Origin of the sequence: Janthinobacterium sp. GMG2, from assembly GCF_033949445.1 — a bacterium.
Classification (GTDB): domain Bacteria; phylum Pseudomonadota; class Gammaproteobacteria; order Burkholderiales; family Burkholderiaceae_D; genus Janthinobacterium; species Janthinobacterium aestuarii.
This window is the reverse complement of sequence record NZ_JAXAWA010000001.1, coordinates 374028-395896: the sequence shown is the minus strand read 5'-3', so window position 1 is coordinate 395896 and position 21869 is coordinate 374028. Positions and strand designations below refer to the sequence as shown.

Below are 21869 nucleotides of genomic sequence, written 5' to 3'. Positions count from 1 at the left end.
ATGGCGCGCGGCCCGGGCCGGCTTTATGGCGCCGTCAGCACCACTTTGACGCTGGCGTCGACGGCACTTTTTTCGATATAGCCGATGGCTTTCGGATCGGCGGCCACGGCCTTCTTCACGTCGGCGCTATTGGCCACTTCTTTCGGCAAGGTGGCCTTGCCCGTGAAGACCAGCTTGGACCACAGGGCCTTCGCCTGCGACGGTTCCTTGTCCGTCACCTTCTTGTAGAATTCGGCGCGCACGGGAGCGCTTTCCGGCTGGTCGATCGGCGTCATGGCCGTCGATTTTCCGAGGAAAAATTGCGCCACCTGTTCGTTCGTCATCGCGCCGGCGGCACTCTTAGCATTGACCACCACGACCACTTCGGCCATGGCGGGAACAGCGGTCGACAGCGCCAGCAAGGCAGCCGCAAAAATATGGGGTTTCATGCGGCGCTCCTTAGAAAACGAAATCGATGGCGGCGGCAGCCACCGTGACGGGGCCATGGAAGCCTGGCTTGGCTTGCACGAACAGGCCCGGGCCATTCTTCGGCTTGATGCGGTCGATCTGCACTTTCAGCGCGGCCGAACGGTGGAAATCCCAGCGCACGCCGATGCTGTCCGTCGATTGCTCGAGCTGGTTGCGCATGGTGGCCAGGGTGTCGACACCGGCCGACAGCGCGCGCAGGGTCGGCGTGCAGGCGGCCGGATAGCCGGCCGGGCAGGATGCGGGCACCGTGTTGTTCACGCGGCCATCGGCCTTCAGGCTGGCGTGGCTGTAGTAGGGCAAAAAGGCGCCGATGCGGTAGCCGCCCATCACGTACCACGAGGTGCTGTCGCTGACATAGCTGTCCGTCTTGCGCTTCGCATATTCCGACTGCACCAGCACGTTGTTCCAGTCCAGGCCCAGGCCCACGGACGTGAACGACGCCTTCTTGTCCTTCACTTCCAGCGCATCGGCCAGAGCGCCCAGCTGGGCGATCCTGTAGCCGCTGCCGGCCGCGCGCAAGCTGCCCATCAGGGTATTCAAGCTGGGCGAATCGTTGATCGTCAGCTTGGTCTCGGCACGGCCGAAGCGCACGGTGACGGGGCCATGTTCGGCCACGACGTTGAGGGCCACGATGGACTTGCCTTCCACCTGCACGGTCGAAGCGGGGCCTGTGGCCAGGGTGGCCTTGGTGCGGCCCAGCGCCAGCTGCGTGGTGACGCTGGTGTCGCCCGCGCTGAACTGGTAGGTGCCGTCGATGCCGTCAATACTGTTGAGGGGAACCTGCGAATACATTTCGCCGGGTGGACGCAGCATGGTGTTGGCATAGCCGACGTTACGGTAATCGGAAATCATGAAGACGGGCAGACCCATGCGGCCGACGCGCACGCTGAAGCTGTCCGACACCTTGGCCTTGGCGAAGGCCCACGCCAGTTCGGCGCCGAAATCATCCTCGCCATCCTTGCGCGCCAGGCCCTGCACGGTGGCCGACAGCCACGGGTTGACGGCGACATTGGCTTGCAGTCCCAGGTTGGAATCGACGCCCGTGCGGGCTGTCTTGCTGGCGCCAGCCGCCTGGTTCGGGCGCGCGAACTGCGCGCTGTCGGTATCGGCCATGGTCAGGGCGGCACTGCCATAACCGCTGATCTTGACCGCGGGGCCGGTGGGCTCTTCGGCATAGGCATGGCTGATGGCCAGGGGCATGGCCAGCAGGAAAATCAGGACGTGTTTATTCATAGTAATTAAATACCCGTAGCGGTGAACGTGGAGTTGGGCTCGAGGTCGATGGCTCACCGGCCGTAAAAGGCCGGGTCCGTTTTTTTCGCGCCGCCATCGCCTTGGGCGTGATGGCGGCGTAACCAGTGAGTAAAACCATGCTACAGAGAAAAGGTTTTACGTTGGAAAGTTTTCTTGAGGCAATGAACGAATTCACCTCTTTTCACGGAAAAAGCACGCGTTCTAGAGGGGTTTATCTAAATAGCACGCCGTGCAAAACCACACTTACGCTATGTTTTTCATACACTTATGGATAATTCAAGACAAAAAGAACCGCGATAAAAAAAGCGCCACCCGCGCGAAGATCGCGGGCGGCGCCATTCACACCAGTGCTGCAGCAGAAGCTTATTCGCGCTTCGACACCAGGGTCAGGATGTCGTAGCTGGCCACCAGTTCCTCGTTCTGGTTCGTCACCTGCACGTCCCACGCGACCACGCCCTGGCCCACGCCAAACACGTCCTTGCGGTTGCGGTCGACCTTGCGCTTGCACGTCAGGCGGGCGCGGATGGTGTCACCAATCGCCACCGGCGCGACGAAGCGCAGGTTGTCCAGGCCATAGTTGGCCAGCACGGGACCGACACCGGGCGAGACGAACAGACCGGCGGCGGCCGACAGCACGAAATAGCCGTGGGCGATGCGCTTGCCGAACTGCGATTCCTTGGCCGCGATTTCGTCGAAGTGCATGTAGAAGAAGTCGCCCGAGATGCCGCCAAAAGCGACGATGTCCGCTTCGCTGACGGTGCGGCGGTGCGTGAGCAGCGAGTCGCCCGTCTTCAAGTCCTCGAAGTGCTTGCGGAACGGGTGGATCGGGCTTTCATTGACGTCCGCACCGCGCACGTATTCACCGGTGATGGCCGCCAGCATGGTCGGCGAGCCTTGCACGGCCGCCCGTTGCAGATAGTGGCGCACGGCGCGCACGCCGCCCAATTCTTCGCCGCCGCCCGCGCGGCCAGGACCGCCGTGCTTCAGTTGCGGCAAGGGAGAACCATGCCCCGTCGAATCGACGGAAGCGACGCGCTCGAGCACGTGCACGCGGCCATGCGTGGCCGCCACTTGCGGCACCACGCGCGCGGCGATCTTCGGATCGCGCGTCACCAGGGTGCTCACCAGGCTGCCCTTGCCGCGCGCGGCCAGGGCCAGCGCTTCGTCGATATCGTGGTAACCCATCATGGTGCTGACAGGGCCGAACGCTTCCACGTCGTGCACGGCGTCGTTGCCGAAGGCGTCGCGGCACATCAGCAAGGTCGGCGAGAAGAAGCTGCCATCCAAGGCGCCATCGCCCAAAGGATTGAAACCGTCGGCCGCGCCGAACACCACCTCGTTACCCTGCGACAGTGTGGCGACACGTTCAGCCACGTCGTTCTGCTGCTCTTTCGATGCCAGCGCGCCCATGCGCACACCTTCGATGGATGGATCGCCCACCACCACCTTGGCCAGCCGCTCGCGCAGGCGCGTGCCGACGGCGTCCATCAGGTGCTCGGGCACGATGATGCGGCGAATCGCCGTGCACTTCTGGCCCGACTTGCCCGTCATCTCGCGCACGACTTCCTTGACGAACAGGTCGAATTCCACATCGTCTGGCGTGACGTCCGGTGCCAGGATGGCGCAATTGAGCGAATCGGCTTCGCCGTTGAAGGGCACGGACTGAGCAATCAGGTTGGGATTCGTGCGCAACTTGGCGGCCGTCGCGGCCGAACCCGTGAATGTCACGAAATCCTGGCCGTTCAGGCGGTCCAGCAAGTCGCCCGTGGAGCCGATCACCAGCTGCAAACTGCCGGCCGGCAGCAAGCCCGATTCATGCATCATGCGCACGACGGCCTGCGTCAGATAGCTCGTCGCCGTGGCCGGCTTGGCGATGCAGGGCATGGCCGCCAGGAAGCTGGGCGCGAATTTTTCCAGCAAGCCCCAGATGGGGAAGTTGAAGGCGTTGATATGCACGGCCAGGCCGCCGCGCGGCACCAGGATGTGCGTGCCGGCGAAACCGCCTTTTTTACCAAGCGCGATGGCCGGGCCTTCATGCAGTACGTTCGACGACGGCAGCTCGTTGCTGCCCATGCTGGCGTAGGCGAACAGGGTGCCCGTGCCGCCTTCGATGTCGACCCAGCTGTCGGCGCGTGTGGCGCCCGACAAATGCGAGATCGCATACAACTCTTCCTTGCGCTCGACCAGGTACAGGGCGAGCGCCTTCAGGCGCGCGGCGCGCTGCTGGAAGTCCAGCGCCATCAGGCCCGGCACGCCCGTCTTGCGCGCATAGGTGACGGCTTCGTCGAAGTCGATCTTTTCCGCATGCGTGTGATAGATGACGCGGTTGTTCAAGGCGCTGTGCAGGGGCACGGCGGCGCTTTCGCCCAGCCAGCGGCCGGCGATCAGGCTTTGCAGGGTGGATATTTGAGCCATGTGGTTTCTCCGTAAAACGAGGGTGTGGTGACGTTGGTGGTAGTGTCGGATTACGCGGGGCGCTGCCCCGCTAATCCGACCTACGCCCATATTGCTTACTGCGCCGCTGCGTTCTTGTGCAGGTGCAGCGGCAAGGCGGATTCGAAATTCAGGCGCTGGCGGTTCGCCTCGACTTGCGTCAGGGCTTCCACTTCGCGCATCGTCTGCATGGAGCGCACGGCCAGTTCGTGGTACTGGCCCGTGCCCGAGCTTTTCCATTTGATTTCATCGTCGGTCAGTGCGCGGATGATCTTGGCGGGCGTGCCGACGACCATGCTGCGCGGCGCGACGATCATGCCCGCTTTCACAAAACTCATGGCGGCGACGATGGATTCCTCGCCGATGACGGCGTTGTCCATCACCACGGAGTTCATGCCGACGAGCGCATTGCGGCCGATGCGGCAGCCGTGCAGCACGGCGCCGTGGCCGATATGACCGTCGACTTCGACCACCGTGTCGCAGCCGGGAAAGCCGTGCATGACGCAGGTGTCCTGCAGGTTGGCACCTTCTTCCAGGATCAGGCGGCCGAAGTCGCCGCGGATCGAGGCCAGCGGGCCAATATAGCAGCGCGGCCCGATGATCACGTCGCCGATCAGCACCGCCGACGGGTGCACGTAGGCGCTGGGGTGGACGACGGGGGTGACGCCGTTGATTTCGTAGACTTTGACCATATTGCTCTCCAAAACATTATTGCCAGCCGTAGCGGCTGATGTCGGATTACGTGCAAGCGCTAATCCGACCTACGTCATCACATACCCAAGTAGGCGCTCTGCACCTGCTCGTTATGCAGCAATTCAGGACCAGGCCCGGACAAGGTGATGGCGCCCGTCTCGATCACATAGCCCACGTCGGCAATCGACAGGGCCGCATGGGCGTTCTGCTCGACGAGGAAGATGGTGATGCCCTGGTCGCGCAGTTCGGCCACGATGCGGAAGATTTCCGCGATCAGCAAAGGCGCCAGGCCCATGCTCGGTTCGTCGAGCAGCAGCAGTTGCGGACGGCCCATCAGCGCGCGCGCCATGGCCAGCATCTGCTGCTGTCCGCCCGATAAGGTCCCGGCCAGCAGCAAGCGCTTTTCCTTCAGGATCGGGAACAGGCCGTACATACGCTCCATGTCACCGGCCACGTCTTGCGGCGGACGTGTAAACGCACCGAGGCGCAGGTTGTCTTCCACCGTCATGGGGCCGAACACTTGGCGCCCTTCCGGCACCTGGCAGATGCCGGCGCGCACGCGCTTGTCGGCGCTCATGCGGCTGACGTCCTGGCCGGCGAAGGCGATACTGCCGGCGCTGATCGGCTGCACACCGGAGATCGCCCGCAGCAGGGTCGTCTTGCCGGCGCCATTCGCGCCCACCAGCGCCACCAGCTGGCCCTGGCGCACTTGCAGGTCGATGCCGTGCAGGGCCTGGATGCGGCCGTAATGGCTGGTCAAGCCGGCGATATCGAGCACCAGCGGTGCCTGGGGTTTTTCCATCTTCATCATGCCGCCACTCCCAGGTACGCCGCCACCACGTCGGGGTTCGCGCGCACTTCGGCGGCGGTCCCTTCGGCCAGCTTCTTGCCATAGTCGAGCACCAGGATATGGTCCGACAGATTCATCACCAGTTTCATGTCATGCTCGACCAGCACCACCGTCACGCCCGATTGCGCCACCTTGCGGATCAGGGCTTCGATCTCGCCCGTCTCCGTATGGTTCAAGCCGGCCGCCGGTTCATCGAGCAGCAGCACCTTCGGCTTGGCCGCCAGCGCGCGGGCGATTTCCAGGCGCTTCAATGCGCCATACGACATCTGCCCCGCCTCGTCATCGACATGCCGGCCCACGCCGACGAATTCCATCAGGCTGGCCGCCTCGTCGCGGCAGGCCGCATCGGCGCGGCGCACGGATGGCAAACGCAGCATGGAAGCGAACAGGTTCTGGTTCAGGCGCAGGTGCGCGCCCACCATCACGTTGTCGATGGCCGTCATGTTCATGCACACTTGCAGGTTCTGGAAGGTGCGGCTCATGCCGCGCCGCGCCAGCGCATCGGGCGACATGGCGGCCACGTTCTCGCCATTGAGCAAAATCTCGCCCTTTGTTGGCGTGTAGACGCCGGTGATCAGGTTGAACAGAGTCGTCTTGCCTGCGCCGTTCGGCCCGATCACGGAGTGGATATTGCCTTCCTTGACCGTAAAACTGACGTCCTGCACCGCGTGCACGCCGCCGAAGCTCTTGCTCAGCTTGTTAATTGTCAGCATCTCAGACCTCCTGTGCAGATTTAGGCGGTGCTTTCGGCGTGGCTGCCCGCTTGCGCGAACGGCTGGCCAGGCTCGGCACCAGGCCTTTCGGCATGAAGATCATGGTGGCCATCAGGATCACGCCAAACACCACCGTTTCCCAGCCCTCGAAACTGGACAGCAGCTGCGGCAGAATCGTCAGCAGTGCCGCACCGATGATGGAACCGAAGATCGACGCCATGCCGCCCACCACCACCATCGTCACCAGCTCGATCGAGTGGAAGAAGCCGGCCAGGTTGGGCGTGATGAAACCGATGTAATGGGCGCTGATACTGCCCGCGATGCTGGCAATGACGGCCGACAGCACGAACACGCGCACCTTGAAGCGCGTCGTATCGACGCCGACCACGCGGGCTGCCACTTCCGAACCATGGATCGCCTGCAGCGCGCGGCCGACGGGCGAGTCGATCAGGTTCAGGGCCAGCCAGGTGACCAGCAACAGCAGCACGGCGCACACCAGGTACCACGATTTTTCACCGGCGATCTCCAGGCCGGCGACACTGAAGGCGGAGACGCCGATGCCGTCCGGGCCGCCCGTCCACTGCGTCTCGTTGTTGATGACGATGGAAATGATGATGCCCAGGCCCAGGGTCGCCATGGCCAGCGTATGGCCCTTGAGCTTCAAGACGGGGCGCGCCAGCAGCAGTGCCAGCAGACCCGTGGCGACGGCACCGGCGGCCAGGGCGGCCAGCGGCGGCCAGCCATAGTGCGTGGTCAGCACGGCCGACGCATACGCGCCCAGGCCATAGAAACCCGCGTGACCGAGGCTGATCTGGCCCGTGTAGCCCATCAGCAGATTGAGGCCGATGACGACGATGGCGTTCAGCGCAATGCGGATCGCCACGTCATAGTAGAACGCGTTGGTGAGGAACAGCGGCAGGATGGCCAGGATCAGCGCCAGCACCAGCAGGCCGCCGTGGCGCGAGCGGGTAAATAAATTCTTCATACACGCTCCGAATTTTTAGCGCCGAACAAGCCTTGCGGCAGGAAGAACAGGATCAGCAGGATCAGCACGAAAGGCACCGCATCTTTGTAGGCCGACGAGATGTAGCCGGCCGTCATGGCTTCGGCGATGCCGAGGATCAGGCCACCGGCAATCGCGCCCGCGCCGCCACCGAGGCCACCGAGAACAGCTGCGACAAAGCCTTTCAGGCCCAGCATGATGCCCGCGTCGTAGGACGTGTAAGTGATCGGTGCGACGAGAATGCCGCCGGCAGCACCCAGCAGTGCCGACAGGCCGAACGAGAACAGCAGCACCTTGCGCGTGTTGATGCCCACCAGTTGCGCGGCCAGCTTGTTGTGCGAGGTGGCCAGCATGGCCTTGCCCATCAGGGTACGGCCGAAGAACCAGCCCAGCACCAGCACGATGACGACCGTCACGCCCAGCACCCACAGGCTTTGTGGCAGCAGGCTGGCGCCCAAAAATTCGATCGGCGCGTCGCCGGAAAACGCTGGCAGCGAGTGCGTATCCTTGCCCAGCCAGATTTGCACAAGGCCGCGCAGCACGAGCGAGGCGCCGATGGTGATGATCAGCAGCGTGATGACCTGCGCATTTTGCGCCGGCTCGATCACGGTTTTTTCCATCAGCAGGCCAATGATGCCGGTGGCGATGACGGCCAGGATGATGGCCAGCGGCAGCGGCACGCCGGCGGCCGACATCACGGCGGCCAGCATCCCGCCCAGCATGATGAATTCGCCCTGGGCGAAGTTGATCACGCCGCTGGTGTTATAGATGATGGTAAAGCCCAGCGCCGCCAGCGCATAGGCGGAACCGACCGTCATCCCGGAATACAGAAATTGTAGAAATTGTGCGACTTCCATGGTGTCTCCAATATGTTCGGCGATGCGCGGGCCGTCTTCGAGGGCGGCCTCGCGCAGGTACTTCTGGCTTACCTTGTTTCGAACATCACTTCGACAATTGCCATTCGCCGTTCTTCACTTCGACCATGCGGAACGCCGACAGGTCCAGGCCCATGTGGTCTTTGGCCGACATGTTGAAGACACCGGTGGTGCCCACAAAACCCTTGGTCGATTCCAGCGCCGCGCGCACTTTTTCGCGGTCCGTGCCGCCGGCGCGCTTGATGGCGTCGACCGACAGGTTCAGGGCGTCGAGCGCATAGCCGCCGAAGGTCGACGGATCGATCTTGTAGCGGTCTTTATACGTCTTGTCGTAGCCGACGACGACGGCCTTCTGGCCGTCGCTGTCCGGCAGCATGGCACCGATCAACAGGGCTGGCGTTGGCAGGCGCACGCCTTCGGCGGACTTGCCCGACAGTTTCAGGTATTCGTCCGACGCCACGCCATGCGACTGGTACAGCGGCAGCGCGGCCATGCCCAGCTGGCCATAGTTCTTGGTCACGACGGCCGGCCCCTGGCCCAGGCCGAAAACGAACACGGCTTGCACACCCTTGGTGTTCTTGATGCGGGTCAGCTGCGCCGTGATGTCCGTATCTTTCGGGCCGTAGGTTTCGTCAGCCACCAGGGTGATGCCGTATTTCGATGCGACGATTTGCGACTCCTTGCGACCCGAGGCGCCAAAGCCGCTCGTTTCCGACAGCAGGCCCACCTTGCTGATGCCGCGCTTCTTCATGTCCTCGAACACCTTCTCGGCCGCCATGCGATCCGTGTGCGGCGTCTTGAAGACCCATTTCTTGACCGGGTCGATGATCACCACGGCGCCCGCCAGCGAGATGAACGGCATGCTGGCGCGCTCCACCAGCGGCGCCATCGCCATCGTCGCACCCGTGGTCGTGCCGCCGATCAGCACATCGACCTTGTCGGACTCGATCAACCGCTTGGTAAAGCCGTTGGCCTTGGCAGCATCGCTGCCGTCGTCGTAATGCACGAGTTCCAGCTTGCGTCCCAGGACGCCGCCGGCTGCGTTGATCTTCTCGATGTACAGCTGCAGGGTTTTCAGTTCAGGGTCGCCCAGGAAGGCGGCCGGTCCCGTGACGGACAGCACGGAACCGATCTTGATGTTATCGGCCGCGTACGCGCCCGTGGCGGACATGGCCAGCACGCCGGCGATCAGGGTTTTCTTGAAGATATTGGCAATCATTATGGTCTCCACCAGGTTGGCACTACGGTCAATTTTGGTTGGCGCTTTTTTTACAAGCCAGCGCCTTTTTTGTTTTTACTTTGTTATACGCGTTCAATCACGACGGCAATCCCCTGCCCCACGCCGATGCACATGGTGCACAGCGCATAACGCCCACCTGTGCGTTCCAGCTGGTTCAGCGCCGCCATCACCAGACGAGCGCCCGATGCGCCCAACGGGTGGCCGATGGCGATCGCGCCGCCATTCGGATTCACGTGGGCCGCATCGTCAGCCAGACCCAGGTCGCGCGTGACGGCCAGGGCCTGCGCCGCAAACGCTTCATTGAGTTCGATGACGTCCATCTGCTCTATGGTCAATCCCGTCTGCGCCAGCACCTTGCGCGACGCGGGCGAAGGGCCAAAGCCCATGATGCGCGGCGCCAGGCCGGCCGTGGCCATGCCCAGCACTTTTGCACGCGGCGTCAGCTTGTATTTGTCGACGGCGGCGGCGGACGCCAGCAGGATGGCGCAAGCGCCGTCGTTCAAGCCCGAGGCATTGCCGGCCGTGACCGTGCCATCCGGCTTGACCACGCCCTTGAGCTTTGCCAGCATCTCCAGCGAGGTATCGGGACGCGGATGTTCGTCACTGGTGACCATCTTAGGATCGCCCTTTTTCTGCGGCACGGCGACGGGCACGATTTCGCGCTCGAACACGCCGGCAGCATGGGCGGCGGCCCAGCGCTGCTGGCTGCGCAAGGCCAGACCATCCTGGTCGGCGCGGCTGATGCCAAATTCCACGGCCACGTTTTCCGCCGTTTCCGGCATGGTGTCGATACCGTACTGCGCCTTCATCTTGCCGTTCACAAAACGCCAGCCCAGGGTCGTGTCTTCGATTTTCGCCGCGCGCGAAAACGCGCTGTCGGCCTTGCCCATCACGAACGGCGCGCGCGTCATGCTTTCCACGCCGCCGGCGATGATCAGCTCAGCTTCGCCCGCCTTGATCGAGCGCGCCGCCAGGCCCACGGCATCCAGGCTGGAGCCGCACAGGCGATTGATGGTATTGGCCGGCACGTCGACCGGCAAGCCGGCCAGCAGCGCGGCCATGCGGCCCACGTTGCGGTTGTCTTCGCCCGCCTGGTTGGCGCAGCCGTAGAACACGTCGTCGATGGCGGACCAGTCGACGGACGGGTTGCGGGCGATCAGCGCCGCGATCGGCAGCGCGCCCAGGTCGTCCGCGCGTACGCTGGACAGCGCGCCGCCGTAGCGGCCAAACGGGGTACGTACGGCGTCACAGATAAAGGCTTCGTTCATGTCTGCTTCCTTGTTCGGGCTATCAGGAGAAAATCTTCGGGCGCTGGTCGACCACGCGGCGGGCCTTGCCCGTCAAGGTGCGCTCGATGCCGGCGGCGGCCACCAGGCGCACGCGGGTGCTCACGCCCACGTGGGTCTTGATGCGGTGTTCCAGTTCGCGCGCCAGCGCGTCCGTTTCGCTGGCCGAGATAGTGGCGGTCAGGTCGATACGCAGCTCGGCGATCACTTCCAGTTTGTCGAGGTGGCCGTCGCGCGTTACCACCAGCTGGTATTGCGGCGCCAGGCGCGGCATCTTGAGGATCAGCTCTTCGATCTGCGTGGGGAAGACGTTCACGCCGCGGATGATCAGCATGTCGTCGGAACGGCCCGTGATCTTGCCGATGCGGCGCATCGAGCGCGACGTCGGCGGCAGCAAACGGGTCAGGTCGCGCGTGCGGTAGCGGATGATGGGCAGCGCCTCTTTCGACAGCGAGGTAAACACCAGCTCGCCCTCTTCGCCGTCCGGCAGCACTTCGCCCGTTTCCGGGTCGATGATCTCCGGGTAAAAATGGTCTTCCCAGATGACGGGACCGTCCTTGCTTTCGATGCACTCGGATGCCACGCCAGGACCCATCACTTCGGACAGGCCGTAGATATCGACGGCGTCGATGCCGGCGCGCGCTTCGATCTCCGAACGCATGGCGTCCGTCCACGGCTCGGCGCCGAAGATGCCCACCTTCAGCGACGATTCCGCCGGGTCCAGGCCCTGACGCGTGAATTCCTCGATGATGTTGAGCATGTACGATGGCGTGACCATGATGATCGAAGGCTTGAAATCCTGGATCAGCTGCACCTGCTTTTCCGTCTGCCCGCCCGACATCGGGATGACCGTGCAGCCCAAACGCTCGGCGCCATAGTGCGCACCCAGGCCGCCCGTGAACAGGCCGTAGCCGTACGAGATATGGACCATGTCACCGGCGCGCCCGCCGCCTGCACGGATCGAGCGCGCCACCACGTTGGCCCAGGTGTCGATGTCGTTCTGCGTGTAGCCGACCACCGTGGCCTTGCCCGTGGTGCCGCTCGACGCGTGGATACGCACCACTTGCTCACGCGGCACGGCGAACAGGCCGAACGGGTAATTGTCGCGCAAGACCTTCTTATCGGTGAACGGGAATTTGGCCAGGTCCGCCAGGGATTTGAGGTCGTCCGGATGCACGCCCGCTTCGTCAAAAGCGGCGCGGTAATGGGGCACGTTGTCATACGCGTGCTTGAGCGTCCATTTCATGCGTTCGAGCTGCAGCGCCTGCAGTTCATCCTTGCTGGCGCGCTCGATCGGCTCGAGGTCATTCGGGGAAGGCGTACGTTGGACCATCATTGTCTCCTGAATCGTTTCTATCACTGTGTAATTTGTACCGGCAGTTCAAACCTGCTCTTGTAATTTCAAACGCTAATAACTTCGCCGGCCACCCGGATCGACTTGCCGCGGAAGAGCGCAATGGCGCGGCCTTCCTGATTGCTGACCTTGACGTCATAGACGCCGCTCTTGCCCGCCAGCGCCTGCTCGACGGCATGCGCCGTCAGCACGTCGCCTTCGCGGCCCGGCGCCAGGTAGTCGATGGTGCAGCCGGCGCCCACGGTATTCATGTTGTAGCTGTTGCAGGCAAAGGCGAAAGCGCTGTCGGCCAGAGCGAAGATGAAACCGCCGTGGCAGGTCTGGTGGCCGTTGAGCATGTCGGCGCGCACCGTCATCGTCATGCGCGCATGACCGGGGCCTACATCGGCCAGGGCGATGCCCATGGCGGCGGTGGCGTTATCGCGCGACAGCATGGAGGCGGCGGCCGCTTCGGCCAGGGCTTGCGCGCTCATGTTGTGGTCCTTATTTGACATATCATTCGGCATGAAACGGTGCTCCATTGGCGAGTTTGCGGCGCAGCAGCGGCGAGACCCGGTAGCGGTCTTCGCCATAGCCCAGCGCCAGATGCTGCAATACGGTGACGATGTGCTGGACGCCGACGGCATCGGCCCAGGCCAGCGGTCCGCGCGGATAGTTGACGCCCTTCTGCATGGCGATATCGACGGCGGCCACCGTGCATACGCCCTGGTTGACGGCGTCGGCCGCTTCGTTGGCCAGCATGGCGACCGTGCGCATGACGGCCAGGCCAGGCACGTCGTCCAGGCGCGTGACGATGAAACCGGCCGCCTGGAACAGGCCGACGACGGCCGCGTAGGCGGCGTCGCTGCACTGGTCGGCACGGGCCACGGCGATGCGTTTGGCGCCGGCGTAATCGAGCGCCAGGTCGAACAGCACCGTATCCGGATGCTGGTTGTCGTGCGCACGCTGGGTGGCGCTGCGGCCATCGGTCAGATAAATCGCGGCGCCATGGCAATGCAGGGCCGGCGCTTCGTCGTGCGATTGCCCTTCCTGCGTCACGCGGCGGCTGACGGTGATGCCGGCCTGCTCCAGGCGCTGCACCAGGCTGTGGATGATGCCGCTGTGGCCACGGCCATCGCCGCCGATGGCGGCCGACAGGGCGACGAATTCCGGTGTCGGCTGCGCGCACTCCGCCTGCGCTACAGGCGCGCTGGCCCCTTCGCCATACGGGTAGAAACCGCGGCCCGATTTGCGGCCGAGGAAACCGGCGTTGACCATTTCCTGCTGCAGCACGGATGGCGTGAAGCGCGGGTCGTTGAAATAGGCGCCGAACACGGATTGGGTGACGGAGAAATTCACGTCGTGGCCAATCAGGTCCATCAATTCGAAGGGCCCCATGCGGAAACCGCCCGCTTCGCGCAGCACCGCGTCGATGGTGGCGGCGTCGCCGGCCTGCTCGCTGAGCAAGCGCCAGCCTTCGGCGTAGAACGGACGGGCCACGCGGTTGACGATAAAGCCGGGCGTCGATTTCGCATGCACGGGGTTCTTGCCCCAGGCAAGCGAGGTGTCGTAGACGGTGGCGGCCACCTGCTCGCTGGTGGCCAGGCCACTGATCACTTCGACCAGCGCCATCAGGGGCACGGGATTAAAGAAATGCATGCCGACCAGGCGTTCCGGGCGGCGCAGTTTGGCGGCAATCGCCGTGACGGAAATCGACGACGTGTTCGTCGCCAGGATGCAGTCGTCGCCGACCAGCGCTTCGAGTTCGGCGAACAGGCCGCGTTTGACGTCGAGGTTTTCCACGATGGCTTCCACCACCAGGGCGCAATCGCTCACATCGGCCAGGCTGCCGGCCGCCTGCAGGCGCGCCGTGGCGGCCGTGGCTTCGTCTGCCGTCATGCGCCCCTTCTCGGCCAGCTTCGCGTACATCTTGCCGATGTCGAGCAAGGCCTTGCTGACGGCTTCCGCGCGCGTATCGTACAGTTTGACGCGGTAGCCGGCGGCGGCCGCCACCTGCGCGATGCCGGCGCCCATGGCGCCGCTGCCGATGACGGCGACGATACTGTTGTTGTCCAGAGCTGCCATATCAATGTCCCTTGAATTGCGGTGCGCGCTTTTCCATGAAGGCGGCCACGCCTTCGCGGTAATCGTCGCTGTTACCGAGATCGCTCATCATGCGCGCTTCCAGCGCCAGCTGCTGCGGCAAGGTATTGGCGCCGCTGGCGGCCAGCGCCTGCTTGGTGTAGGCCAGGCCCTTGGTCGGCGCCGTGGAAAAGTGCACGGCCAGCTTGCGCGTTTCCTGCGCCAGTTCTGCATCCTCGACGCATTTCCAGATCAGGCCCCAGTCTTCCGCTTTTTCCGCCGTCAGTTTTTCACCGAGCATGGCCAGTCCCATGGCGCGCGCCGAACCGATCAAACGTGGCAGGAAGAAGGTGCCGCCCGTGTCCGGGATCAGGCCCAGCTTGCAGAACACTTCGACGAAACTGGCCGACTTGCCGGCGATGACGATGTCGCAGGCCAGCGCCAGGTTGGCGCCCGCGCCGGCAGCCACGCCGTTGACGGCGCAGATCACGGGCATGGGCAAAGCCTTCAAGGCCAGCACCAGCGGCGCATAGTTCTTTTCCACCGATTCGCCCAGGTCCACGCCCTTCGAACCCGGCTCCACGGCGCGGTCGGACAAATCCTGACCCGCGCAAAAGCCGCGGCCCGCGCCCATCAGCACGAACACGCGCACAGTGCTGTCCGCATTGACTTTCGCAATCGCGTCGCGCACTTCCTCGTGCATGGCTTGCGTAAAGCTATTCAGTTTGTCGGGACGGTTCAGGGTCAACGTGGCGATGCCCTGCTCGATGGTGAAGAGGATGTTTTGGTAGGTCATGGCGTGTCTCGCTATTTTATTTATTGGCCCGCAGCGGAAATCTGGGGTCAGACCCGGCGGGTCTGACCCCGGCATTTATTCAGCCTGGTCGAAATCGACAATCACCTTGTCGGTGACAGGAAAACTCTGGCAGCTGAGGACAAAACCGCGCGCCACTTCGTAGTCTTCCAGCGCGTAGTTGACGTCCATTTCGACCTTGCCGTCGAGGATCTTGCAGCGGCAGGTCGAGCATACGCCGCCCTTGCACGAGTAGCGCATGTCCAGCCCGGCGCGCAGGCCCGCGTCGAGGATGGATTCCTTGTCCTTGTCCATCGTGAAGGTGGTGTGGTTGCCGTCCATGATGACGGTCACTTCCGTTTCCTGCACGGCGTCGGCGGCCAACTGGGCGCGCGGCTTGTGGGCATTTTTCGGGATGCTGGCGGCGAACAGTTCGATCTTGATGTTCTGCTTGGGCATGCCGGCCGCCTGCAGGGCGGCGGAGACGCCCAGCATCATGTCTTCCGGGCCGCAGATAAACGCATTGTCGTAGTCTTCGACCTTGATCCAGTGCTGCAGGAATTGCTCGCATTTTTCCTGGGTGATGCGGCCGTTGAACAATTCGATGTCCTGCTGCTCGCGGCTCATCACGTAGACGAGGTTCAGGCGCTCCAGGTACACGTCTTTCAAGTCCGTCAATTCTTCCTTGAAGATGACGGACGACGAGGCGCGGTTACCGTAGAACAAAGTGAAGCGGCTCAGGGGTTCCGTCAGCAGGGTCGTCTTGATGATGGAGAGGATGGGCGTGATGCCGCTGCCTGCCGCAAAGGCCAGGTAGTGCTTGCGGTTGACACAGTCGAGCGGCACGTTGAAATGGCCCATGGGGGGCATCACCTCGATGGTGGCGCCAGCTTTCAGGGTGTCGTTCGCCCAGGTCGAGAAGGCGCCGCCGGGCGTGCGCTTGATGGCCACGCGCAGGGTGCCGTCCTGCACCGCCGAACAGATCGAGTACGAACGGCGCACGTCTTCCGCATTGATATTGGCGCGCAGGGTCAGGTGCTGGCCCTGCTGGAAACGGAACTGCTGCTGCAGCTCGGCAGGCACGTCGAACGTGACGGCGATGGTGTCGCGCGTTTCGTTGCGCACGTTGGCCACGCACAGCGGATAAAATTTACTCATGCTTCATCTCCAGTTTCTTCGGAACGTGTGCCTGATTTTTTTAGTGGCACTTGAAGTAGTCAAACGGTTCGCGGCAATCGATGCATTTGTACAGGGCCTTGCACGGCGTGGAGCCGAACTGGCTGGTCAGCTGCGTGTGCGTCGAGCCGCAGTTCGGGCAGATCACGTCCAGTTTCGGCATCGCCTGGCGCTTGACGCCGCCACGCAGGCCGCTGATATCGATCACCTGCTGCTGCGGCGGGGCGATGCCATAGCCTTTCAGCTTGGCCTTGCCCGCTTCGCTCATCCAATCCGTCGTCCAGGCGGGCGCCAGCTGGTTCACCAAGGTCACCTTGGCCACGCCATGGCTGCGCAAGGCCTCCGTGACGGCGTCGGCGATCACCTGCATCGCCGGACAGCCCGAATACGTGGGCGTGATCGTCACGATGCACGCATCGCTATCCGTGACTTCGACGGCGCGCACGATGCCCAGGTCCACCACCGAAATGACGGGGATTTCCGGGTCCGGCACGTCGCCGAGCCAGGCCCAGACTTGGGCGGCGTCCAGCGCCGTGGCGCCAGCGACCGTGTTCATTACCACTCCGCCCCGGGATAGGCGCGCTGCAGGAACTGCATCTCGGCCAGGATGAAACCCAGGTGTTCCGTGTGCGTGCCCTGCTTGCCGCCTTTTTGCATCCAGGCGTCGGGCGCCGGCATGGTCAAGGTGGCTTCGGCGAAGATCTCGGCCACGTGTTCGAGGAAAGCCCGGCGCAGTACGTCCGATGGCGGCGCGATGCCGGCGGCAACCATGGCCTGGTCGACGGCGTCGTACGTGAACATCTCGCCCGTGTACATCCACAGCTTGTCGGCGGCGGCCTGCGTTTTCGCGTGGCTGTCGGCCGTGCCATCGCCGAGGCGCACGATCAGGTCGCCGCTGCGGCGCAAGTGATACGTGACTTCCTTGATCGACTTTTGCGCCACTTCGACGATGCGCGCATCCGTCGATTTGGTCAGTTCCAGCAGCTGGAAGTAGTGCCAGCTGTCGAAGAAGAACTGGCGCATCATGGTGTCGGCGTAATTGCCGTTCGGCTGTTCGGCCAGCAGGCAGTTCTTGAAGTCGTGGGCGTCGCGCAAAAAGGCGATGTCGTCCTCGTCGCGGCCCGCGTTTTCCAGTTCGGCCGCATAGCTGAACCACAAGCGCGTCTGGCCCAGCAAGTCCAGCGCCACATTGGTCAGCGCCATGTCTTCTTCCAGCGCCGGCCCCTTGCCGCACAGCTGCGACAGCTGCTGGCTGAGGATCAGGGCGTTATCGCCCAGGCGCAAGAGGTAATTGACCTTGTCATCCATTGCAGGCGCTCCCATCACAGGTTCTTGACTTCTTCCGGCATCGGGAAGAAGGTGGGATGGCGGTACACCTTGCTGTTCGACGGTTCGAACAGGGCGCCCTTGTCGCCGGGGCTGCTGGCGACGATATCGGCCGCGCGCACCACCCAGATGCTCACGCCTTCATTGCGGCGCGTGTAGACGTCGCGCGCATGGTTGACCGCCATGGTGGCGTCGGACGCGTGCAGGCTGCCCACATGCTTGTGCGCCAGGCCGTGCTGGCTGCGGATGAAAACTTCCCACAATGGCCATTCTTTGCTCATGTTGCTATCCCCTATCTGTCTTATGTATTTACGCTGCCGCTTTGTTAGCAGCTTGCTTGTCTGCATACGCGACCAAGGCATCGCGGAACCATGCGCCGTCTTCATACGCTTTCACGCGCGTTTGCAGGCGTTCGCGGTTGCACGGGCCATTGCCCTTCAGGACGTTGTTGAACTCGGACCAGTCGATCTCGCCGAATTCATAGTGGCCCGTCTCCGCATTGAACTTCAGGTCGGGATCGGGCACGGTCAAGCCCAGGTATTCGATTTGCGGCACGGTCTGGTCGACCATGCGCTGGCGCAGTTCATCGTTCGAAAACAGCTTGATACGCCATTGCGCCGACTGGGCGCTGTTGACGGAGGCGGCGTCCGACGGGCCGAACATCATCAGGGATGGCCACCACCAGCGGTTCAGCGCATCCTGCGCCATGGCTTTCTGCTCGGGCGTGCCCTTGCACAGCGACATCATGATGTCGTAGCCCTGGCGCGCATGGAACGATTCTTCCTTGCACACGCGAATCATGGCGCGCGCATATGGACCGTATGAGCAGCGGCACAGGGGAATCTGGTTGATGATGGCGGAGCCGTCAACGAGCCAGCCGATGGCGCCCATGTCGGCCCACGACAGGGTCGGATAGTTGAAGATGCTCGAATACTTGGCTTTGCCCGAGTGCAAGGCGGCCAGCAAGTCGTCGCGCGACACGCCCAGGGTTTCCGCGGCGCTGTACAGATACAGGCCGTGGCCCGCTTCGTCCTGGATCTTCGCCAGCAGGATCGACTTGCGTTTCAGGGTCGGGGCGCGCGTGACCCAGTTACCTTCGGGCAACTGGCCGACGATTTCCGAGTGCGCGTGCTGCGAAATCTGGCGGATCAGGGTCTTGCGGTAGGCGTCCGGCATCCAGTCCTTGGCCTCGATCTTGATACCTTCGTCGATGCGCGCCTGGAAAGCGCGCTCTTCTTGACCCATGTCGTCGAGGGAACGGACGTTCTTGAGGCCGGTTTCAACCATTTGTGCGTACATGATGTGTCTCCCATGTCTTTGATTTTGCGCAGCAACGCGGTGCGATGAACAGATAATACGATACAAAAAACGATTTGCATACACTTGATATGAATCATTTTAAAATTTCGTATCTTGTGCAGCTTTTTTGTGCGTATGATATTGCTTATGAGAAAACACTATGGAGCGCCACCAGCGCTTCCGGCAAATTATTGCCGCGCTACCCGCGCAGCCAAGTAAACTGCTGCTTTTATTGATTCGACCGCAACACGGCCAGACCGGAACCACATGAAGAACACCCGCTGCACGGCATGGATAGCCGATTTCCTGGAAAGCGACCCACCGCGCTCGAAGTCCCTGGTGATGACCATCTTTGGCGACGCCATCGTGCCGCGCGGCGGCGCCATCTGGCTGGGCAGCCTGATCGAACTGCTGGCGCCTTTCGGCGTCAATGACCGGCTATTGCGCACCAGCGTGTTCCGCCTGGCGCAGGAAGGCTGGCTCAGCTCGCAGCGCGACGGCCGCCGCAGTGCCTATACGATACGCCCGGAGGCGCTGGCCCGCTTCGAACGCGCCTACCGCCGCATCTATGCGCCGCTGGTCGTGCATTGGGATGGCAGTTGGACCTTGGTGATCGGGCCGGCCGGCAGCATCGGCGCCGCCGAGCGGGGGGCGCTGCGCAAGGAATTATTGTGGGCCGGCTATGGCTTGATTTCTCCCGGCATCTTCGGCCACCCCGCCAGCAATGCGGAAGCGCTCGAAGATATCCTCGTGCGCAACGAGGTGCAGGGCAAGCTGTACGTCTGCCACACAACAGAATTGCCTGGCGTGAGCACGCGCCCCCTGCGCGACATGGTGGGCGACTGCTGGGACTTGTCGGAAGTGATGGCCGGCTACGAAAAATTCATCGCCAGCTTCCAGCCCCTGCTGACCCTGCTGCAGGAAGAACCCGTGTTCGATGCGGAGCAGGCGTTCGTCATCCGCTCGCTGCTGACGCACGCCTACCGCCGCGTGCAATTGCACGACCCGCAACTGCCCGTCGAACTGCTGCCCGAACCGTGGCCCGGCACGCAAGCGTATGCGCTGGCGCGCGACCTGTACCGCATCACGTATGCACCTGCCGAGGAGCATATCCTGGCGACATTGCGGCGCGAGGATGAGCATGCCCCCGACGTCGAGCCGTGGTTTTTTGAACGTTTTGGCGGTCTGAACACCTGACAAAACGTCCATGGCGGCGTTGCAGGGCCTGGGCGTACGTTCGTACTGCCTGCGGCCCTGCGCCTTGCCCTGAACATTTTCCAGGCGTTCAGGAATAAGTTACTGTCTGCTCACTGCTTCACCACTACTTGCTTGGCCCCTGCCAACAAATCCTGCCCCAGCTTTTCCAGCGCATTGACCTGCACCAGCATGGTATCGAGGATGGCGACGTTGAACGTGTATTCGGCCGGCGTCGTATAGCCGGGGAAACGTATGATGCGCAGCAATTCCTGCAAGGTCGTACCTTTGCCCAGATGCGCCAGGGCGTCGCTGAGGGCGCTGACTTTCTTTTCCAGTTCGCGTATGTGTTTGCCGTTGTCATCCATGATGATCTCCCCGTGTTGGAGCTTCCACGTTAGCAAAGCATGTCCGTCATCGTTTGCGCCAGCACAAAGGCCACCGCAAAACAGGTATCATCGCGCCATTGCACACGATGCAAAACCCATACGTTTTTATCAGGAACACTCATGACCATTAAAATCAGCCAGCAATTCGACGCCGGCGCGATCGAGGTGCTGCGCGCCGACGATGCCCACTCCATCGAGCTGAACATCCGCAAGGATTCCCACGCCGACATCACGCAGTGGTTTTACTTCCGCCTGCAAGGCGCGCAAGGCGAGGCGTGCACGATCCGCTTCATGAACGCAGGCAAGTCGGCCTACCCGGACGGCTGGAAAGATTACCAGGCCGTCGCCAGCTACGACCGCGAAACCTGGTTCCGCGTGCCGACCAGCTTTGACGGCACCGTGATGACGATCGAACATACGCCCGAAGAAGAAAGCGTGTACTACGCCTACTTCGAGCCGTACCCATGGGACCGCCACCTGGCCCTGATCGACAGCGCGCAAGCGTCGCCGCTGGTGCGCCTGATCGACCTGGGCAGCACCGTCGAAGGCCGCGACATGAATCTGCTGGTGGTCGGCGACGCCGATGCCGAGAAAAAAGTCTGGGTCATCGCGCGCCAGCATCCCGGTGAAACGATGGCCGAATGGTTTGTCGAAGGCATGCTCGAAGCCTTGCTGGACCAGGCCAATCCGTTTGCCCGCCAGTGCCTGCAGGACGCCGTCTTCTACGTGGTGCCGAACATGAACCCGGACGGTTCCGTGCATGGCAACCTGCGCACCAACGCGGCCGGCGCCAACCTGAACCGCGAATGGATGACGCCGACGATGGAGCGCAGCCCGGAAGTATTCCTGGTGAAACAGAAAATGCATGAAATCGGCTGCGACCTCTTCCTCGACGTGCATGGCGACGAAGGTTTGCCTTACGTCTTCGTGGCCGGCAGCGATGCGCTGGAAAATTTCACGCCAGCACAAAAGGCCGAGCAAGACCGCTTCATCGCCGACTTCAAGGTGGCCAGCCCCGACTTCCAGGATGAGCACGGCTACGAAGACGGCCCGTTCACGCCGGAAGTGCTGACCATGGGTTCGCCCCACATCACGCACGCCTTCGGCTGCCTGTCGCTGACCCTGGAATTGCCGTTCAAGGACAATGCCAACGATCCCGACCCGCAAACGGGCTGGAGCGGCGCCCGCAGCGCCGCCCTGGGTGCGGCCGTGCTGCAGCCTATCCTGTCCACCTTGCGCGCCTGAACGCCAGGGCCAGACCGGCCCGCTTGACCCCATGCCCCGTTCGCCGGGGCATTTTTTTTGCCCGCGCGGCAAGCGTTGCTGGCCCGGTGATTTTTTGCGCGAACATCTTGCCTGCCAGAAATTATCGTCCTACACTGAACAACAAAATCGGACCGTGCCCTTCTGCGCGGCCCCTCAAGAATACGCCGCTGGCCACCTCGCCGGCGCCCTGCAATGC

General features: G+C 62.9%; 22 protein-coding genes. 2 read left to right on the top strand and 20 right to left on the bottom strand.

Annotated elements, in window-relative coordinates; all coding sequences use genetic code 11:
- Window positions 1–23: 23 nt before the first annotated feature.
- The 19 genes from SKZ59_RS01780 to paaA all read right to left on the bottom strand — a co-directional run bounded on the left by SKZ59_RS01780 (window position 24) and on the right by paaA (window position 18824).
- Window positions 24–428, bottom strand: coding sequence for a hypothetical protein (locus tag SKZ59_RS01780; RefSeq protein WP_319990648.1), 405 nt, complete (start codon window positions 426–428; stop codon window positions 24–26).
- Between the two features lie 10 nt (window positions 429–438).
- Window positions 439–1701 carry a hypothetical protein gene (locus SKZ59_RS01775; protein ID WP_319990647.1) on the bottom strand — a complete coding sequence of 421 codons (1263 nt, stop codon included), beginning with the start codon at window positions 1699–1701 and terminating at the stop codon, window positions 439–441.
- 384 nt (window positions 1702–2085) lie between these two features.
- Window positions 2086–4137 (bottom strand): phenylacetic acid degradation bifunctional protein PaaZ, encoded by a 2052-nt coding sequence (paaZ, locus tag SKZ59_RS01770; RefSeq protein ID WP_034746377.1) that lies wholly within the window; start codon window positions 4135–4137, stop codon window positions 2086–2088.
- 95 nt (window positions 4138–4232) lie between these two features.
- A complete protein-coding gene (paaY, locus tag SKZ59_RS01765; protein ID WP_319990646.1) occupies window positions 4233–4847 on the bottom strand; it encodes a phenylacetic acid degradation protein PaaY in 615 nt (204 codons plus the stop codon).
- Window positions 4848–4924: 77 nt separating this feature from the next.
- A complete protein-coding gene (locus SKZ59_RS01760; protein WP_319991082.1) occupies window positions 4925–5656 on the bottom strand; it encodes an ABC transporter ATP-binding protein in 732 nt (243 codons plus the stop codon).
- Window positions 5656–6411: an ABC transporter ATP-binding protein gene (locus SKZ59_RS01755; protein WP_070301133.1), complete on the bottom strand. Its 756-nt coding sequence runs from the start codon at window positions 6409–6411 to the stop codon at window positions 5656–5658. Before SKZ59_RS01755 ends, SKZ59_RS01760 begins: the two co-directional genes overlap by 1 nt.
- Before the next feature lies 1 nt (window position 6412).
- Window positions 6413–7396, bottom strand: coding sequence for a branched-chain amino acid ABC transporter permease (locus tag SKZ59_RS01750; protein WP_319990644.1), 984 nt, complete (start codon window positions 7394–7396; stop codon window positions 6413–6415).
- On the bottom strand, window positions 7393–8271 hold the full coding sequence (locus SKZ59_RS01745) for a branched-chain amino acid ABC transporter permease (RefSeq protein ID WP_319990642.1): 879 nt from the start codon (window positions 8269–8271) through the stop codon (window positions 7393–7395). Before SKZ59_RS01745 ends, SKZ59_RS01750 begins: the two co-directional genes overlap by 4 nt.
- An 85-nt stretch (window positions 8272–8356) precedes the next feature.
- Entirely contained in the window at window positions 8357–9508 is a 1152-nt protein-coding gene (locus SKZ59_RS01740; RefSeq protein WP_319990641.1) for an ABC transporter substrate-binding protein, read from the bottom strand.
- An 83-nt stretch (window positions 9509–9591) separates the two neighbouring features.
- The gene (gene pcaF, locus SKZ59_RS01735; RefSeq protein ID WP_034746370.1) at window positions 9592–10797 is read right to left on the bottom strand and encodes a 3-oxoadipyl-CoA thiolase; all 1206 of its coding nucleotides are present in this window, start codon (window positions 10795–10797) and stop codon (window positions 9592–9594) included.
- Window positions 10798–10819: 22 nt separating this feature from the next.
- Window positions 10820–12148, bottom strand: a complete 1329-nt coding sequence (gene paaK, locus SKZ59_RS01730) for a phenylacetate--CoA ligase PaaK (protein WP_034746368.1) — start codon at window positions 12146–12148, stop codon at window positions 10820–10822.
- A 68-nt stretch (window positions 12149–12216) separates the two neighbouring features.
- The gene (paaI, locus tag SKZ59_RS01725; protein ID WP_413774525.1) at window positions 12217–12642 is read right to left on the bottom strand and encodes a hydroxyphenylacetyl-CoA thioesterase PaaI; all 426 of its coding nucleotides are present in this window, start codon (window positions 12640–12642) and stop codon (window positions 12217–12219) included.
- A 22-nt stretch (window positions 12643–12664) separates the two neighbouring features.
- The gene (paaH, locus tag SKZ59_RS01720; protein WP_319990639.1) at window positions 12665–14233 is read right to left on the bottom strand and encodes a 3-hydroxyacyl-CoA dehydrogenase PaaH; all 1569 of its coding nucleotides are present in this window, start codon (window positions 14231–14233) and stop codon (window positions 12665–12667) included.
- A 1-nt stretch (window position 14234) separates the two neighbouring features.
- Window positions 14235–15026, bottom strand: a complete 792-nt coding sequence (gene paaG / locus SKZ59_RS01715) for a 2-(1,2-epoxy-1,2-dihydrophenyl)acetyl-CoA isomerase PaaG (RefSeq protein WP_319990638.1) — start codon at window positions 15024–15026, stop codon at window positions 14235–14237.
- Window positions 15027–15101: 75 nt separating this feature from the next.
- Window positions 15102–16181 carry a 1,2-phenylacetyl-CoA epoxidase subunit PaaE gene (gene paaE / locus SKZ59_RS01710; RefSeq protein ID WP_319990637.1) on the bottom strand — a complete coding sequence of 360 codons (1080 nt, stop codon included), beginning with the start codon at window positions 16179–16181 and terminating at the stop codon, window positions 15102–15104.
- 40 nt (window positions 16182–16221) lie between these two features.
- A complete protein-coding gene (paaD, locus tag SKZ59_RS01705) occupies window positions 16222–16755 on the bottom strand; it encodes a 1,2-phenylacetyl-CoA epoxidase subunit PaaD (RefSeq protein ID WP_319990636.1) in 534 nt (177 codons plus the stop codon).
- Window positions 16755–17507 carry a 1,2-phenylacetyl-CoA epoxidase subunit PaaC gene (gene paaC, locus SKZ59_RS01700; protein ID WP_070301127.1) on the bottom strand — a complete coding sequence of 251 codons (753 nt, stop codon included), beginning with the start codon at window positions 17505–17507 and terminating at the stop codon, window positions 16755–16757. Before paaC ends, paaD begins: the two co-directional genes overlap by 1 nt.
- A gap of 14 nt (window positions 17508–17521) precedes the next feature.
- Complete coding sequence (gene paaB, locus SKZ59_RS01695; protein WP_034746356.1) at window positions 17522–17806, bottom strand: 1,2-phenylacetyl-CoA epoxidase subunit PaaB; 285 nt, start codon at window positions 17804–17806, stop codon at window positions 17522–17524.
- Window positions 17807–17834: 28 nt separating this feature from the next.
- Window positions 17835–18824 carry a 1,2-phenylacetyl-CoA epoxidase subunit PaaA gene (gene paaA, locus SKZ59_RS01690; protein ID WP_034746354.1) on the bottom strand — a complete coding sequence of 330 codons (990 nt, stop codon included), beginning with the start codon at window positions 18822–18824 and terminating at the stop codon, window positions 17835–17837.
- A gap of 267 nt (window positions 18825–19091) precedes the next feature.
- Here paaA and paaX point away from each other — a divergent pair, with 267 nt between their 5' ends.
- A complete protein-coding gene (paaX, locus tag SKZ59_RS01685; RefSeq protein WP_319990635.1) occupies window positions 19092–20021 on the top strand; it encodes a phenylacetic acid degradation operon negative regulatory protein PaaX in 930 nt (309 codons plus the stop codon).
- A gap of 110 nt (window positions 20022–20131) precedes the next feature.
- On the opposite strand, the gene SKZ59_RS01680 is transcribed toward paaX, so the two are convergent.
- The gene (locus SKZ59_RS01680) at window positions 20132–20386 is read right to left on the bottom strand and encodes a hypothetical protein (RefSeq protein ID WP_070301125.1); all 255 of its coding nucleotides are present in this window, start codon (window positions 20384–20386) and stop codon (window positions 20132–20134) included.
- 141 nt (window positions 20387–20527) lie between these two features.
- Here SKZ59_RS01680 and SKZ59_RS01675 point away from each other — a divergent pair, with 141 nt between their 5' ends.
- Complete coding sequence (locus tag SKZ59_RS01675; protein ID WP_035822333.1) at window positions 20528–21652, top strand: M14-type cytosolic carboxypeptidase; 1125 nt, start codon at window positions 20528–20530, stop codon at window positions 21650–21652.
- Window positions 21653–21869: the final 217 nt, after the last annotated feature.